Origin of the sequence: Pedococcus dokdonensis, assembly GCF_900104525.1 — a bacterium.
Classification (GTDB): Bacteria; Actinomycetota; Actinomycetes; order Actinomycetales; family Dermatophilaceae; genus Pedococcus; species Pedococcus dokdonensis.
In genome coordinates this window covers 3,392,834-3,408,102 of record NZ_LT629711.1, presented here as the reverse complement: position 1 = coordinate 3,408,102, position 15,269 = coordinate 3,392,834, and the positions used below count along the sequence as shown (strand labels likewise).

At 71.8% G+C, this 15,269-nt stretch carries 15 protein-coding genes; 10 read left to right on the top strand and 5 right to left on the bottom strand.

What is annotated here, in order from left to right:
• Window positions 1-68: 68 nt before the first annotated feature.
• From BLQ34_RS16085 to BLQ34_RS16075, 3 genes are read right to left on the bottom strand one after another with little or no spacing between them, the layout of a single operon-like run.
• Entirely contained in the window at window positions 69-515 is a 447-nt protein-coding gene (locus BLQ34_RS16085) for a MarR family winged helix-turn-helix transcriptional regulator (protein WP_091787761.1), read from the bottom strand.
• 10 nt (window positions 516-525) lie between these two features.
• The gene (locus tag BLQ34_RS16080; protein ID WP_091787758.1) at window positions 526-1,971 is read right to left on the bottom strand and encodes a pyridoxal phosphate-dependent decarboxylase family protein; all 1,446 of its coding nucleotides are present in this window, start codon (window positions 1,969-1,971) and stop codon (window positions 526-528) included.
• Window positions 1,971-3,329, bottom strand: a complete 1,359-nt coding sequence (locus tag BLQ34_RS16075) for an MFS transporter (protein WP_091787755.1) — start codon at window positions 3,327-3,329, stop codon at window positions 1,971-1,973. Before BLQ34_RS16075 ends, BLQ34_RS16080 begins: the two co-directional genes overlap by 1 nt.
• A gap of 213 nt (window positions 3,330-3,542) precedes the next feature.
• On the opposite strand from BLQ34_RS16075, the gene BLQ34_RS16070 reads away from it, so the two are divergent.
• The 6 genes from BLQ34_RS16070 (at window position 3,543) to BLQ34_RS16045 (ending at window position 8,263) form a co-directional block, all read left to right on the top strand.
• Window positions 3,543-4,109, top strand: coding sequence for a PadR family transcriptional regulator (locus tag BLQ34_RS16070; RefSeq protein ID WP_091787752.1), 567 nt, complete (start codon window positions 3,543-3,545; stop codon window positions 4,107-4,109).
• Window positions 4,088-5,560, top strand: a complete 1,473-nt coding sequence (locus tag BLQ34_RS16065) for a DHA2 family efflux MFS transporter permease subunit (RefSeq protein WP_091787749.1) — start codon at window positions 4,088-4,090, stop codon at window positions 5,558-5,560. The genes BLQ34_RS16070 and BLQ34_RS16065 overlap by 22 nt, the downstream gene beginning before the upstream one ends.
• An 88-nt stretch (window positions 5,561-5,648) precedes the next feature.
• A complete protein-coding gene (locus BLQ34_RS16060; RefSeq protein ID WP_231961324.1) occupies window positions 5,649-6,260 on the top strand; it encodes a hypothetical protein in 612 nt (203 codons plus the stop codon).
• A 4-nt stretch (window positions 6,261-6,264) separates the two neighbouring features.
• On the top strand, window positions 6,265-7,494 hold the full coding sequence (locus tag BLQ34_RS16055; RefSeq protein WP_091787744.1) for a pyridoxal phosphate-dependent aminotransferase: 1,230 nt from the start codon (window positions 6,265-6,267) through the stop codon (window positions 7,492-7,494).
• On the top strand, window positions 7,494-7,904 hold the full coding sequence (locus BLQ34_RS16050; protein WP_091787741.1) for a fluoride efflux transporter FluC: 411 nt from the start codon (window positions 7,494-7,496) through the stop codon (window positions 7,902-7,904). Before BLQ34_RS16055 ends, BLQ34_RS16050 begins: the two co-directional genes overlap by 1 nt.
• Window positions 7,901-8,263, top strand: a complete 363-nt coding sequence (locus BLQ34_RS16045; RefSeq protein WP_197674723.1) for a fluoride efflux transporter FluC — start codon at window positions 7,901-7,903, stop codon at window positions 8,261-8,263. Before BLQ34_RS16050 ends, BLQ34_RS16045 begins: the two co-directional genes overlap by 4 nt.
• Window positions 8,264-8,345: 82 nt before the next feature.
• Here the strand turns inward: BLQ34_RS16045 and BLQ34_RS16040 are convergent, their stop codons facing one another.
• Window positions 8,346-9,905: an MFS transporter gene (locus BLQ34_RS16040; protein WP_091787739.1), complete on the bottom strand. Its 1,560-nt coding sequence runs from the start codon at window positions 9,903-9,905 to the stop codon at window positions 8,346-8,348.
• A gap of 97 nt (window positions 9,906-10,002) precedes the next feature.
• Here BLQ34_RS16040 and BLQ34_RS16035 point away from each other — a divergent pair, with 97 nt between their 5' ends.
• Genes BLQ34_RS16035 through BLQ34_RS16020 form a run of 4 tightly spaced genes read left to right on the top strand, consistent with a single transcriptional unit; the run spans window position 10,003 to window position 12,718 of the window.
• Window positions 10,003-10,980: a helix-turn-helix transcriptional regulator gene (locus BLQ34_RS16035; RefSeq protein WP_091787737.1), complete on the top strand. Its 978-nt coding sequence runs from the start codon at window positions 10,003-10,005 to the stop codon at window positions 10,978-10,980.
• Between the two features lie 25 nt (window positions 10,981-11,005).
• Window positions 11,006-11,461 carry a VOC family protein gene (locus tag BLQ34_RS16030; RefSeq protein ID WP_091787734.1) on the top strand — a complete coding sequence of 152 codons (456 nt, stop codon included), beginning with the start codon at window positions 11,006-11,008 and terminating at the stop codon, window positions 11,459-11,461.
• Between the two features lie 46 nt (window positions 11,462-11,507).
• Window positions 11,508-12,512: a hypothetical protein gene (locus BLQ34_RS16025; RefSeq protein ID WP_091787731.1), complete on the top strand. Its 1,005-nt coding sequence runs from the start codon at window positions 11,508-11,510 to the stop codon at window positions 12,510-12,512.
• A 20-nt stretch (window positions 12,513-12,532) separates the two neighbouring features.
• Complete coding sequence (locus BLQ34_RS16020; protein WP_091787728.1) at window positions 12,533-12,718, top strand: hypothetical protein; 186 nt, start codon at window positions 12,533-12,535, stop codon at window positions 12,716-12,718.
• Between the two features lie 58 nt (window positions 12,719-12,776).
• Here the strand turns inward: BLQ34_RS16020 and BLQ34_RS16015 are convergent, their stop codons facing one another.
• Window positions 12,777-15,173, bottom strand: a complete 2,397-nt coding sequence (locus tag BLQ34_RS16015; protein ID WP_091787725.1) for an ATP-binding protein — start codon at window positions 15,171-15,173, stop codon at window positions 12,777-12,779.
• Window positions 15,174-15,269: the final 96 nt, after the last annotated feature.

Here is a 15,269-nt window from a genome sequence, read left to right as displayed (position 1 = left end):
GCAACTTCTGGTCGACCGCAGCCGGGTGTCAGCGCGCCTCGCGCGGGCCGGCACACCCGACCGGAGGATCAGGGGGCGGTGTCGTTGAGGAGGCGCAGGAGCCGGGCCAGGTCGGCCACGTCGTCGGCGGTCCAGTCGGCCAGCCGGGCCTTGAGCCGTTCGCGGCGGCCCGCGAACGTGCGCTCGAGGGCCTCGGAACCGGCGGTCGTCAGCCGCACCTGTCGGGCTCGGGCGTCGGCCGGGTCGGGGATCCGCTCGATCAGCCTGAGCTCCTCGAGCGTCGTGAGGTTCCGGCTCGTCGTCGACTTGTGCAGGCCGAGCACGTCGGAGATGTCACCGCCACGGGCCCCTCCCCCGGCGAGGGCCAGGTCGCGGATCGCGACCAGCACGGCATACCCGGCGGAGTCGAGGTCGGGGTGCACCTGGGCGGCGGTGCGCTGCTGAGCGCTGCGGGCCCGCCGGAGCAGCCGGCTCAGCTCGACCTCGAGCTCGCCGAGGTCTGACGTGGGTGCCATGGAGGGGAGCCTAGGGGCTGGTTGTCGGCCGGGGGCGCGAAAGCCGGTCAAGGAAGGCGACGAGCAGCGCCTCGCGCAGGCGCGGCGGTGCCACGTCGAGCAGCGCGTTGACCGGCGCGAACCGCTCCGGCAACGTCAGCTCGCCGTCGGCGCCGGCCAGCCCGGCCACCTGGAGCAGCCCGTCGAAGGCCGCCTCGTCGAGGGTGGCGGGGTCGATGGCGCCGGCCGCCGCCACGAGCTCCGGGGCGACCCGCACCGGCCCGGCCGCCACCGCCGCCGCGACCGAGTCGGCCAGCGCGGCCAGGAACTCCGGCACCAGCGGAGCCGTCGCGGCGCTCAGGGTCAGGTGCATCGTCGGTGGCTCCCCACCGAACGCCATCTGCGGCTGCACGAACCACCCGCGGGACTGCATCTCGTCGCAGATCGTGAACACGTCACAGCTCTCGTCCACGCGCAGGGCCACCAGCGTCGACTCGGGCGCGGCGACCACGGTCAGCTGCGGGATCGCGGCCAGCCCCGCCAGGAGCGCCCGTATGCCGTCGCCGACCTGGGCGGCCAGCGTCGCGTAGCCGTCGTCGCCGAGGTGCGTGACCACGGCCCAGGCTGCGGCCAGCGGGCCGCCCGACTTGGTGGACTGGGTGGTCGAGTTCAGCATCGTGTAGCCGGGCCAGTCGGCGGCGGCGAAGAACTGGGGTCTCCGCAGGGCGGCCGTGCGGTGGAGCAGCAGGGAGACTCCCTTCGGCGTGTAGGCGTACTTGTGCAGGTCGACCGAGATGCTCGTGACGCCCTCCACCTCGAAGGTCCACGCCGGCAGCTCGGCACCGGCGCGCTGGAGGTAGGGCAGCACCCAACCACCGATGCAGGCGTCGACGTGGCACCGGGCGCCGGCGGCAGCCGCCGTCCCCGCGATCGCGCCGACCGGGTCGACCACCCCGTGGGCGTAGGAGGGCGCACTCGCGACCACGAGCACCGTGCGGTCATCGATCGCGGCGGCCATGGCGTCGGCATCGGCCCGGAAGGTCACCGGGTCGACCGGGACGAGCACCGCCTCGACACCGAAGTAGTGGGCTGCCTTGTGGAACGCCGCGTGGGCTGTCGTCGGCAGGACCATCCGGGGTCGTTCGACGTCGGGGCGGGCGTCGCGGGCGGTCTGCACGGCCAGCAGGATCGACTCGGTGCCTCCACTGGTCGCCGTGCCGACGTAACCGTCGGGTGCGTCGAGCAGCCGTCCCGCGAAGCCGACCAGCTCCTGCTCCATCTGCAGCAGGCTCGGGAAGGCGGTGGGGTCGAGGCCGTTCGCCGACGCGAACATCGCCAGCGCCCGACGACCCAGCGCGTCGGCGTCCGCCAGGCCCGAGTCGTAGACGTAGGCGAGGGTGCGCCCGCCGTGGGTCGGCAGGTCGCCCGACCGCATCGCCTCGAGCCGGGCGACGACCTCGTCGGTGGACAGTCCCATCAGACCTCCTCGTGCGTGGGGACGGCGGCACCGGACACCGCTGCCTCGTCGAGACGGTAGCGAGCCAGGAGGAGCAGGCTCACCGCCACGAGGGCCGCCGGCACCACGGAGAAGCCGATCCCGATCGCAGTGACCGCCGAGTCCGGCTGCACTGCAGTCGAATCCGTCGAGGAGACGTAGCCACCCACGGCGAGCACCACGGCATACAGGCCGGGGCCGAGGGCCAGCCCGAGCGTCTCGCCCGCGGTCCAGACGCCGGTGAAGACACCGATCCGGTTCGCGCCGGAGCGGGCGGCGTCGACCGCGGCGACGTCGGGCAGCATGGCCAGCGGGAAGACCTGCGCACCCGCGTAACCCACACCCACCACCGCGACGGCGAGGTAGACGAGGACGAGCGGCAGCGACCGGGCGGCCACCAGTGCCAGGGCGCCAGCCGCGAGCAGGACGGACGCGGCGGCATACCCCCAGCGCTTGCCGCGGACGGCGCCCACCCGCTGCCACACGGGCGTCACGAGCAGCGCAGGGCCCACGAAGCAGACGAACAGGACGGTCGAGGCGCCGGGCCGCCCGAGGACGTGGCGGGCGACGTAGTCGACGCCCGCGAGCATCGCCCCGGTCGCCAGCGCCTGGAGCACGAACGTGCCGAGCAGCATGCGGAAGTCCTTGGCAGCAGCCACGATCCGCAGCTGAGCAGCCAAGCCGCCCGCGGACGCCGGCACGACACGAGTGGGAGCCGCTGCGGTGCCCCGCCACGCCCCGAGCACCCCGACGAGGATGAGCGCGGCGACGACGAGGCCCATCACGCGGTAGCCCTGGGCGGGCCCGACCGCGTCGCGGATCGCCGGGGCCGACGCCCCGCTGACGAGGATCGCGAGCGCCAGGACCGCCACCCGCCAGATCATCAGCCGGGTGCGCTCGCCATAGTCGTCGGTCATCTCGGCCGGCATCGCGACATAGGGCACCTGGAAGAACGCGTAGGCCGTCGCGCAGGCGAGGAACGCGACGACGACCCACGTGGCGGACACCCCCTGCGGCGAGGCAGGTCCGGCGAAGAGCACCGCGAAGGCGAGCGCGAGGGCGACCCCGCCGCGCAGGAGGAACGGTCGGCGTGGGCCCGACGGTGAGACCGTGTGGTCGCTGATCCGGCCGGCGACCGGGTTGAGGACGACGTCCCAGGCCTTGGGCAGGAACACGATCGCGCCCGCGAGCCCGGCGGCCACCCCGAGCCGGTCGGTGAGGTAGGGCAGCAACAAAAGCCCCGGCACGGTGCCGAACGCGCCCGTGGCGACCGACCCGAGCGCGTAGCCGCGCACCACGCGTGGTGGCAGCGCCGACGGCGGCGCGGATCGCGGCGTCACGCGCCGACTCTAGGGGGGCGGGCGGCGCCGGGCGGGTGGTTTGACGCGGCTCGCGACACGGGCCTATATTCCACGCGGAATATTTCAGCCGGAACAGTCGACCCTTTCAGCCGGAACAGTCGACCCTTTCAGCCGGAACAGTCGACCCATTCAGCCGGAACGGTCTTCCCGGCGCACCCGACCAACCCGACGAGCGAAGGGACGTGGCACCGCATGACGCTCACCCCCCTCGCCATCTCGGCGCTCGCCCTCCTCAACGAGCGGTCGATGCACCCCTACGAGATGTACCAGCTGCTGCTGGAGCGCCACGAGGACCGCATCGTCCGGGTCACCCCCGGGTCGCTGTACCGCACCGTCGACCGGCTCACCGCCGACGGGATGGCCGAGGCCACCGGCACCGGGCGCGAGGGCAACCGCCCCGAGCGCACCACCTACGCCATCACCGATGCCGGACGCACCGCCCTGGTCGCGCGCATCCGCGAGATCCTGCGCGAGCCGGTCAACGAGTTCCCCACCTTCGCGCTCGCCCTCGCCGAGGCGCACAACGCCCCCGCGAGCGCCGTGTGCGCCGACCTGCGCGACCACCTCGCGGTGATCGAGCGCGAGCTCTCCGACATCGACTGCCTCGTCGACAAGGCCAGGGCTCGCGAGGTCGCCGAGGCGTACTGGATCACCGCCGACTACATCCGTCACATGACCGTCGCCCAGCAGGACTGGATCAACGGCTTCATCTCCCGACTCGAGAAAGGCGACCTGCCATGGCCGCACCCACAACCGTGAGGACCGACCTCCCCGCCGACTACCGTCCCTGGCCGGCGCTGTGGGCGATGGTGATCGGCTTCTTCATGATCCTGGTCGACTCCACGATCGTGTCGGTGGCGACGCCGGCGATCATGCAGGGCCTCGACTCCGACGTGAACGCCGTCATCTGGGTCACCTCCGCCTACCTGCTCGCGTATGCCGTGCCGTTGCTGATCACCGGCCGGCTCGGCGACCGGATCGGGCCGAAGTACGTCTACCTCGCCGGGCTCGCGCTGTTCACCGTCGCCTCGCTGTGGTGCGGCCTGACCAGCACGATCGCGATGCTGATCATCGCCCGCGTCGTGCAGGGTCTCGGCGCGTCGCTGATGACCCCGCAGACGATGGCCGTCATCACCCGCACCTTCCCGGCTGCCTCGCGCGGCCAGGCGATGTCGCTCTGGGGCGCCACCGCCGGCGTCGCCATCCTGGTCGGGCCGCTCCTGGGTGGGCTGCTCGTGGACGGTCCCGGCTGGGAGTGGATCTTCTTCATCAACGTGCCGATCGGGGTCGTCGCCTTCGTGCTGGCCATGCGCCTGGTGCCCCGGCTCGAGACGCACAGCCACACCTTCGACTGGGTCGGCGTGGCGCTCTCGGCCGTCGGCATGTTCCTGCTGGTCTTCGGCATCCAGGAGGGCGAGACCTACGACTGGGGCCAGATCAACGGCATCCTCTCGGTGCCCCTGCTCATCGTCGCCGGCCTGGTCATCTTCGGCCTCTTCATCTTCTGGCAGAGCCGGATCCGCACCGAGCCGCTGGTGCCGCTGGGACTCTTCCGCGACCGCAACTTCTCGCTGTCCAACATCGCGATCAGCTCGGTCGGCTTCTCGATCACCGGCATGGCCTTCCCGTTCATGCTGTACGCGCAGGTCGTCCGCGGCCTGACCCCGACCAGGTCCGCCCTGCTGCTCGTGCCGATGGCCGTGCTGTCTGCCGCGCTGGCACCCGTCGCAGGCAAGCTGACCGACCGCATCCACCCGCGCACCATCACGGCGTTCGGGCTGGCGCTCTGCTCGGCCTCCCTCTTCTGGCTGAGCCGGGTCACGACGGTCGACAGCAAGACCTGGCTGCTCCTGCTGCCCATGGCGCTCATGGGTGTCGCGAACGCCTTCATGTGGGCCCCGCTGGCCGCGACCGCGACCCGCAACCTGCCGCTGTCATCCGCCGGTGCCGGGTCGGGCATCTACAACACCACCCGCCAGGTCGGCGCCGTGCTGGGCAGCGCCGCCATCGCGGCCCTGATCGAGGCCCGGCTCACCGCGAACCTCCCAGGCGTGCCGCAGGACATGTCGCAGCGCACCTCGGGGGTGAAGCTCCCGCCGCAGATCGCGGACGGCTTCGCCACGGCGATGTCGCAGACCCTGCTGCTCCCCGCCGCAGTGCTGCTGATCGGCGTCGTCGCAGCCCTCGCCTTCACCAAGCCGACCCACTGAGTGCTGCGCGCGAGACGGAGTTTGAAGAATCTCCCGGGCCATGGTCCGGCGGACCCTTCAAACTCGCGCGTCTGAGAGGCTGGCGGGCGTGCAGCGACTGCGTTTCACGGGCGCCATCGCCGGGGTCGGCTCGACCAGCGGCGTGCGGTTCGTCGTGGGGCGGTGGACCGAGTCACCCCTCGGGTCGTTCGCCGACGTGATGGTCGAGGACGCTGCCGGGCACCGGACGCTCCTCGCCCCGGACGACGAGGTCGCCGACTTCGTCCAGCAGACCTACGCGTTCGACGAGGTCGTCACGACACCCGTGTCGGTGCAGGCGACCACGGACGGCTGGGACGTGCAGGCGGAAGGCGCGCTCACGGCATACCTGGCTCTCGGGCCCCGTATGCCGCTCGGCTGGCTGCTGCGCGCGGTGCCACCGCCGGTGGCGGCCAGCCCGGCCTGGGCCACCCTCATCGACCCGGTCGCCAAGGTCGTGATGCGCGGGGTCCGCACGCGCGGGACCGCGCTGGAAGGACGCCGCGAGTGGTACGGCGCCACCGACCTGCGCTCCGTGTCGAGCCTCGGCGGCTCGTGGCGCGGCACTCCCCTGGGGCGGCTGGCCGACGTCGACCCGCCCTGCCGGTTCGGGTTCAGCTCGACTCCGACGCGCCCGAGCGTGACCAGCGTCGTGACCACGGTCGAACTGCTGGGAGACTGAGCCCGTGCGCCGAATCACCCAGTCCCGCAAGCTCCACCAGGTCCGCTACGACGTCCGCGGCCCGATCCTGGTCGAGGCCCAGAAGCTCGAGGCCGAGGGACACAAGATCCTCAAGCTCAACATCGGCAACCCGCAGCCGTTCGGGTTCGAGGCCCCCCAGGCGATCCTCCAGGACATGGTGCACCACCTGCCGAACTCGCAGGGCTACAGCGACTCCCGCGGCATCTACTCCGCGCGCACCGCGGTGGCGCACTACTACCAGTCGCGCGGGCTGACCGACACGCACGTCGACGACGTCTTCATCGGCAACGGTGTCTCCGAGCTGATCTCGATGGTGCTCACCGCCTTCGTCGACGACGGCAACGAGATCCTCGTGCCCGCACCGGACTACCCGCTGTGGACCGGCGCCGTGACCCTCGCCGGCGGGACGCCCGTCCACTACCGCTGCGACGAGTCCAACGGCTGGAACCCCGACCTCGCCGACATCGAGTCGAAGATCACCGAGAACACCCACGCCCTCGTCGTGATCAACCCCAACAACCCCACCGGTGCCGTCTACAGCGACGACATCGTGCGCGGCATGGCCGACATCGCCCGCCGCCACAACCTGGTCCTGATGTCAGACGAGATCTACGAGAAGATCCTCTTCGCCGACGACGTCAACCAGCCCGTCCACCACCACACCGCGACGTTCGCGGGCGACGACGTCCTGTGCCTGACCTTCAGCGGGCTGTCCAAGGCCTACCGGGTCTGCGGCTACCGCGCCGGCTGGGTGATGGTGTCCGGACCCAAGGAGCTCGCCACCGACTTCCTCGAGGGACTGACGCTGCTGGCCAACATGCGCATGTGCGCCAACGTCCCCGGGCAGCACGCGATCCAGACCGCGCTCGGCGGTTACCAGTCGATCGAGGAGTACATCCACCCCGGCGGTCGCTTCTACGAGCAGAGCAAGACCGCGTGGCGGCTGCTCAACGAGATCCCCGGCGTCTCCTGCGTCGAACCGCACGGGGCGCTGTACTGCTTCCCGCGGCTCGACCCGGACGTCTACCCGATCGAGGACGACCAGGCCTTCGTCATCGACCTGTTGCGCAGCAAGAAGATCCTGGTCACCCACGGCACCGGCTTCAACTGGTTCGAGCCCGACCACTTCCGGCTCGTGACGCTGCCCGACGTCGAGGTCCTCACCGAGGCGATCGGGCGGATCGCCGACTTCCTGGAGACGCAGCGCGCCTGATGGACGTTGCGCGCCGCGGTGACGCCGGGCTGCTCGCGGCCGTCGCCGCGGGTGGCGTGCTCGGTTCCCTCGGCCGGTATGCCGTGGGGCTGGCGCTCCCCCACGTCGCCGGCTCCTTCGCCTGGTCGACCTTTCTCGTCAACGTGACCGGGTCGCTGGCCATGGGGGTGCTCGTGGTCTGGGTGCTCTCGATGGCACGGCCGCACCCGTGGCTGCGCCCCTTCCTCGGGGTCGGGGTGCTCGGCGGTTGGACGACCTTCTCGTCCTACGGGCTCGACATCCACGCGATGGTGCAGGCGGGGCACGGACTGGTCGCCGCGGCATACCTCGTCGGGTCACTGCTCGTGGGTATCGCCGCGGTGGGGATCGGGATCACGATCGGCGAGCGGCTCTTCGGGCGGCGCGCGTGAGCGGCTCGGGCGCGCTGCTGGTGGTGGCGGGGGCTGCGGTCGGGGCGCCGCTGCGGTTCGTCGTCGACCGGTGGGCCCGCGACCACACGCGAGCCGGCACCATCCTCGGCACGCTGGTGGTCAACCTCGTGGGCTCGTTCGTGCTCGGCCTCGTGGCGGGGGTGCCGCACCCGCCGGAGTGGCTGATGCCGCTGGTGGGCATCGGTTTCTGCGGGGCGCTGACGACGTTCTCGACGCTGGCGTTCGAGACCTGGGTGTTCCTCGAGGAACGCGCTTGGAAGCCATTCGCCGCCAACCTGGCGCTCACGCTGGGCCTCGGCCTCCCTGCCGTCTGGCTCGGCTACCTGCTCACCTCCTGAGTCGAGAGTGCACGACACGCTACGCGGGCGGTCCCGACGTCAGCGTGTCGCGCACTCTCGATGCGGTTCGAGCGTCTCGGAGTCAGTGGTCCGTGGGCTGGCTCGGCATGGCCGGCAGCTGGCGCGCGACGACCGCCGCCACGAGCATCAGCCCGACGAGCACCGCGAGGGCGACCTCCATCGCGGGCCGGAACATCTCGACCGGCACCGGCGACTGGTGGCCGTCGACCACGGAGAAGAACAGCGACCCCAGCACCGCGACCCCGGCGGCCCCGGACAGCTGACCGGTCGTGCTGAACAGCCCCGAGGCCGACCCGGCCTTGTCGACCGGCACGTCGGCGAGGGTGAAGACGCCGATCGGCGACACCATCAGGCCGAACCCGGCCCCGGCCACGACGAACCCGGGCAGGAACGTCCACACCGACGTCGAGGCGTCAGCCCCGTGCACCGCGACACCCAGGACGACGGCGCCGGCGGCCCAGGTGAGCGCCCCGATCTGCAGCACCCGCCGGCCGATCCGCGGCGCCAGCACCGCGACACCCACCCCCGCGAAGACCGTCGTCGTCAGCGCGAACGGCACCCCGGCCAGACCGGCCTTCAGCACCGACCAGCCGAGCCCTGCCTGCAGGTAGATGGTCTGGCAGAGGAAGTAGGACGCCATCGCCATGAAGAGCAACGAGTTCATCGCCGACCCGGCCGCGAAGCCCCGACCGCGGTAGAGGCCGAGCGCGACCAGCGGCTCCCGACCGACCCGCTCGGAGCGCACCTGTGAACGGGCGAAGAGCCCCAGCACCACGACACCCGCAGCCATCGCGGCATACACCCAGGCCGGCCAACCCAGCTCGCGACCCATGGTGAGCGGGTAGAGCACCGCGAGCAGACCGGCGGCCAGCACCGCCACTGCGCGCAGGTCGATCCGCGGCCTCTGTGCCGCAACGGATTCCGGCACCCAGCGCACTGCCGCGATGATGGCAAGTGCACCGAACGGGACGTTGACCAGGAAGATCGAGCGCCAGCCCAGCCCACCGAGGTCTGCCTCGGTCAGCAGCGCGCCGATCACCGGGCCCAGCACCGCCGACAGCCCGGCCAGGCCGGTGAAGAGCCCCATCGCCTTGGCCCGCTCGTGCGGTGCGTACATCACCTGCAGGCTCGACAGCACCTGCGGGATCATCGCCGCCGCGGCCATCCCCTGCAGCGCGCGGAACCCGACCAGCGCCTCGGCGTGCGGCGCGAACCCGCAGGCAGCCGACATGAGCGTGAAGCCCACCAGGCCACCGAGGAAGACCCGCTTGCGACCCCAGAGGTCACCGAGCCGCGAGCCGGTGATCAGGCCGACCGCGAACGCCAACGGGTAGGCCGCCACCATCCACTGCAGCTGCGCGGCGCTGGCCCCGAGCCCGGACTCGATGGTCGGGAGCGCGACGTTGACGATGGTCGTGTCGAGCAGCTCCATCGTCGACGCGAGGAACAGGCTGAGCAGCGCGATCGTCCGCGCCTTGCCGACCGGCAGCGCGCCGCGCGCGACGGCCTGCGTCTCCGTCGGGTCGGCCGGCGGCGTGCCCGGCTCGGTGCGGTGTCCGGTCTCGACCGGTGGGTATGCCGTCGGCTCCCCGTCGCGGGTGGCCTCGAGTGTGGTGGTCATGCCCTTCTCCTCTGTCCGTCCGTGGATCTCCTGTCAGGAACCACGCTAGGAAGACTTCCGGTCACTTCCTGACCGCTTTCCCGTGCATCCTGAAGTCATGGCCAACACCAGCTCCCGCACCCTGCGACTGCTCTCGCTGCTCCAGACCCACCGGTTCTGGGCCGGCCCGGAGCTCGCCGACCGGCTCGAGGTCTCCGAGCGCACCCTGCGCCGGGACGTCGAGCGGCTGCGCGAGCTCGGCTACCCCGTCGACTCGGTCCGCGGGGTCGAGGGTGGCTACCAGCTGGGAGCCGGCGCGACGATGCCACCCCTCACGGTCGACGAGGACGAGGCGATCGCGATGGTCGTGGCGCTCAACGGTGCGGCCCAGCTCACCGCCGGCGCGCTGTCCGAGGCGTCGGTCAGCGCGCTGTCCAAGGTGGTGCAGGTGCTGCCACCCAAGCTGCGTCGCAGGGCCGAGGCGCTGCGCGCGGTGACCGACGACTCGCCCTTCTCCGAAGCACCCGCCGTCCACGCGGACGTCCTCGCAGCGGTGGCCCAGGCCACCCGCGACACCGAACGCATCAGGTTCACCTACGAGGCCCGCGGTGGGCAGGGCGCGGGCGAGGCGGTCCGCCGGCACGTCGAGCCCCACCGTCTCGTCACCGTCGGCCGCCGCTGGTACCTCCTCGGCTACGACCTCGACCGCCAGGACTGGCGATCGTTCCGGCTGGACCGGCTGACCGAGCCGTTCGGCACCCGGTCACGCTTCCGGCCGCGTGAGGTGCCGGGAGGTGACGCGGCGGCATACGTGCGAAAGGGACTGTCCCGCAACGAGACCCGCGTCGTGGTGCGCGCCCGGGTGCAGGCGCCGGCAGAGCAGGTCGAGCGCCGCACGGGGCGCTGGGCCCGGGTCACCCCCGTCGACGACGAGACCTGCCTGCTCGAGATGGATGCGGTGCACCCGGGGTGGGCGGCCTTCGGGTTGGGCGTGGTCGAGGCGCCGTTCACGCTCGAGCAGGCGACGCCCGAGGTGCTCGACGTGCTGCGGACGTGGTCGGCCCGCTTCGCCGCCGCCGCCGACGGGGCCCGCTGACACACCCGGCTGCGACACTGCCCGCATGAACCCCACCTGGCAGCTCACATTCGACTGTGCCGACACCTCACGCCTCGTGGCGTTCTGGTGCGAGGCGCTGGGTTACGTGCCGGAGCCGGCCCCCGACGGCTGGGACTCGTGGCTCGCCTACTGGCGGGCGGCCGGCATCCCGGACGACGAGCTCGAGGGCGCGGAGGCCGGCAGCGGCGCGATCGTCGACCCCGAGGGCGTGCGCCCACGCATCTGGTTCCAGGAGGTGCCCGAACCCAAGTCGGGGAAGAACCGCCTGCACCTCGACGTCAGGCACACGCCCGGGCGCGAGGCGATGGAGTATGCCGCGCGGCGGGCGAGCATCGAGGCCGAGGTCGAGCGGCTGGTCGGACTGGGCGCGAGCATCGCCTACCGCAACGCCCCCGAGGGCGCCGACTACTACGCCGTGACCCTGCGCGACCCCGAGGGCAACGAGTTCTGCGTGGTCTGAGGCGCGGCGTGGCAGCCTGACCACCGCGGCCTGAGAGGGTTGCCCCGTGCTCACCACGAACGACGTCGCGAAGTGCGAGGCCTGGTTCGACGACCACGGGTTGCCCTACTTCGTCGAGTCCGGCCACGACGCCATCCAGCGGGCCCTGGCGCCGCGGGTGGTCGGCCTCTGGGCGGCCTTCGCCGCGGTCCCCGCAGTGCTCGTGACCGTGCTCCTGCTGAACCTGGACACCGGTGCGGGCCCAGCCGTGGCGGCGGGGCTGCTGATGGCGGCGGCCGTGGTGCTGGCCCGGGCGGTGCGCATGTTCCGGGTGGGACGGATCGGCCGCTGGGCGCTCGCCCACGCCTGGGAGAACCGGTCGCTGATCGGTCCGCTGGCCACCCGGGCGCTGCCGTTCCTCCTGCTGTTCATCACCTTCCTCTTCATCAACACCGAGGTCTGGCAGGTCTCGTCGGCCCTTCCGAGGCCGCTGCTGTGGGTGTGCGTGGGCATCTTCGCGGCGCTCGCGGTCGCCTTCCTCGCGCCGTCGTTCCGCAGCGAGATCGAGCGGGTCGGCGCCGAGATCGAGGGAGAGCAGCTGGCCGCGACCTGTGTCGGCACGCCGGTCGCGTCGGCCGCCCGCGAGATCCTCGCCGAGCCGCACCTCGCGTCCGAAGTGGCCGGCATCCGGCTGCCGCCCCTGCAGCGCCGCAACCTGATGCTGATGCTCTTCATCGCGCAGGCCATCCAGATGCTGTCGCTGGCCCTGATCGTGTTCGGCTTCTTCGTGCTCTTCGGCTCGGTCGCCATCCGCCCCAGCGTGATCGAGGCCTGGGTCGGGTCGCCGCCGCACTACACGGGGCCGTTCCACCTGGTCAGCGACGAGCTCTTCTCGGTGGCGATCTTCCTGTCGGCCTTCGCCGGCCTGTACTTCACGGTCCAGGCCGTGATCGACCAGAACTACCGCCGGGAGTTCTTCACCCGGATCCAGGACGACCTGCAGCGCGCGATCGGCGTGCGCAAGGTCTACGTCGCGCTGCGCGCCCACCTCGCCACCGACCACCCGGCCTGACCCCGACGTAGGCTCGACCCGTGAACCCCCGCGTCTCGCTGGTCATCGGCATCGTCCTCGTCCTCGTCGGGCTGCTCTGGACGCTCCAGGGACTCGACATCGTCGGGGGCAGTGGCATGAGCGGGGTCGCGATCTGGGCGGTGATCGGGCCGTTCGTGGCGCTGGTCGGCGTCGTCGTCGCCCTCGGTGCCCGCCGCCGTCGCTGACGACTCGACCGTCCCGTTCGCCCTGCGAGTGGGGCCACGCGGAACACCGACAGGTCGCTCAGGGAGTGGAGAGCTCGCCGCTGAGCACGACCTCCTCGGCGACCTCCCGCAGCTTGCGGTTGGTCTGGTTGCTGCGGACCCGCAGGAGCTCGAAGGCCCGGGCGCTGGTGACCCGGTGCGATGACATGAGGACACCGATCGCCATCCCGATGACCCGGTTGCTCTCGAGCGCGGACTCGAGATTGGCGGCTCGCTGGGCGTCCTGCACCGCGACCTCGCTCCGGCCACGGGCCAGCTCGAGGTGGCTGCGCAACCGCGCCGCGAGCTCGACCGGCTCGAACGGCTTGCGCACGTAGTCGTCGGCGCCGGCGGCGAGCCCTTCGGCGACCTCGGCGGTGCCCGTCCGGGCCGTGAGCAGGACGACGGGGACGTGCGCCCAGGCCCGGTCGGCACGCAGCATGCGGACCAGGTCCAGACCGCTCGGCCCGGGCAGCATCACGTCACACAGCACGATGTCCGGGGCCTCGGTCGTCCGCATCGCGGCAGCGGCGTCGGCGACGGCCACGACCGACCAGCCGTCGGCCGCGAGCAACCGGCTCAGGTAGGCCCGCACGTCGGCGTGGTCCTCGACCAACAGCAGGCGTGGCGCGTCCTCGGCAGCCACCGAACCAGCGGGGAGGGCGACGACGTCCGCGTCGGGCAACAGCCCCTCGGCCCCCGTGGCCAGCTCAGCACGCCGGGGCGGCAGGGCCCCCTCGGCGTGGCGCACCACGGGCATGGTCACGGTCACGGTCGTGCCCTCGCCGAGCCTGGACTCGAGGCTGACCCGCCCTGCCTGCGTCTCCACCAGGTCCCTCACGAGCGCGAGGCCGATGCCGGTGCCCGCCACGCCGCGGGCGGGCTGCTGGACGACCTGGTGGAAGCGCGCGAAGACCTTGTCGACCTGCTCGGGGGCGATGCCCCGGCCGGTGTCGGCCACCGCCAGCTCGACGGTCTCGTCGATCCGGCGCAGGCTCACCCGGATGGCCCCCGACTCGGTGAACTTGTAGGCGTTGGACACGAGGTTGCCGACCACCTTGACCCACGTCTCGCGGTCGGTGACGACGAGCCCCACGTCGTCGACCTCGGCGTGCAGTGCCAACCCGGCCGACTCGATGGCGCTCCGGAACATGCCGAGGACGTCCGTGGTCAGCTCGGCCAGGTCGACCGGCTCCGGTTCGGGGACCAGCTGCCCTGCCTCGGCCCGAGCGAAGTCCAGGAGCGCCTCGACGAGGCGGTTGAGCCGCGTCGAGGCCCGGGCGATCGCGTCGACGTGCTGGGCCTGCTCGTCAGACAGTCCGGACTCACGCAGCTCGCGGACCGCGGCGAACGCCACCGTCAACGGCGTGCCGAACTCGTGGCTGACGTTGGCGAAGAAGGCGGTCTTGCTCGCGTCCAGGGCGGTGAGCGCCGTGGTCCTCGCCCGCTCCACCTCACCCATGCGCGCCTCGGCCAGCAGGGCGGACACCTGACGGCCCAACAACGTGACGAAGGTGAGGTAGGCGTCGTCGATGGGGCGGTAGGGATTGAGCCCCAGCACCACCACTCCCTCCAGGGACCGGGTGGGGTCACCGAGGGGGAGGATGTGTCCGCCGGTCGGTCGGGTCGGCCCCAACGGCCCCGGCTCGGCGTTGAGCTCATCCGGGTCCCAGATGTGGAAGCCCCCGGAGCGAGACGTCGCCACCTTCGCGACGGGGTGGTGGCCGTCGAGGGCGATCGACGCGGGCAGGGTCGAGTTGGCCGGGCCCAGTCCGTAGTCGGCGGTGCGCACCAGGGCGCCTCTGTCGGCGTCCGGGAGGTAGACCGCAGCGAAGGGGACCGTGTAGCGGTTGCCCTCCAAAGCCGCCGTGACCTTGCCTGCCAGGGTGGCGGCGGGCTCGGCACTGCTGAGGACCGCGAGCTCGCGCACGGTCTGGAGCCGACGCGATTCGATGCGCGGCGCGGTCACGTCACTGGTCGCGACGAAGACCCCCAGCACGGCACCGTCTGCGGACCAGACCGGGCTGTAGGAGAACGTCCAGTAGGTCTCCTCGGTGAAGCCGTGGCGTTCCAGGAACAGCAGCAGGCTCTGCTCGTAGTTGGCGACGCCCGACTCGACCACCTTGCGGGCCATCGGACCGACCTCGGCCCAGATCTCCGGCCAGCACTCGGCACCGGGTTGCCCCATCGCGCCCGGGTGCTTGGACCCGAGGAACGGGCGGTAGGCGTCGTTGTAGACCTGGACCAGGTCCTCGCCCCACCACAGCAGCATCGGCACCTTCGACGGCAGGACGGTGCGGATCGCTGCGCACAGCTCGGGTCCCCAGCTCTCGGGCGGGCCGAGCGGGGTGGCTGCCCAGTCGGTGGCACGGGCGAGGGAGGCTGCCTCGTCGTCGCCGGGGAACAGCGATGCGAGCAGCTCCGAGGAATCAGTCATCGGGCACCCAGGAGCAACATTCAGTGCCACCCGCTGCGCCGACTGTCTGACCGCGGTTGAACGGGAGAACTCTAGACAACCGGGCAAAACCGTTTC

Bases quoted from the DNA above. Each gene is read 5' to 3' on its own strand.
- BLQ34_RS16065 (WP_091787749.1), top strand. From the start codon at position 4,088: ATGGCCGCACCCACAACCGTGAGGACCGACCTCCCCGCCGACTACCGT.
- BLQ34_RS16015 (WP_091787725.1), bottom strand. From the start codon at position 15,173: ATGACTGATTCCTCGGAGCTGCTCGCATCGCTGTTCCCCGGCGACGAC.
- BLQ34_RS16040 (WP_091787739.1), bottom strand. From the start codon at position 9,905: ATGACCACCACACTCGAGGCCACCCGCGACGGGGAGCCGACGGCATAC.
- BLQ34_RS16080 (WP_091787758.1), bottom strand. From the start codon at position 1,971: ATGGGACTGTCCACCGACGAGGTCGTCGCCCGGCTCGAGGCGATGCGG.
- BLQ34_RS16085 (WP_091787761.1), bottom strand. From the start codon at position 515: ATGGCACCCACGTCAGACCTCGGCGAGCTCGAGGTCGAGCTGAGCCGG.
- BLQ34_RS16050 (WP_091787741.1), top strand. From the start codon at position 7,494: ATGGACGTTGCGCGCCGCGGTGACGCCGGGCTGCTCGCGGCCGTCGCC.
- BLQ34_RS16030 (WP_091787734.1), top strand. From the start codon at position 11,006: ATGAACCCCACCTGGCAGCTCACATTCGACTGTGCCGACACCTCACGC.
- BLQ34_RS16070 (WP_091787752.1), top strand. From the start codon at position 3,543: ATGACGCTCACCCCCCTCGCCATCTCGGCGCTCGCCCTCCTCAACGAG.
- BLQ34_RS16035 (WP_091787737.1), top strand. From the start codon at position 10,003: ATGGCCAACACCAGCTCCCGCACCCTGCGACTGCTCTCGCTGCTCCAG.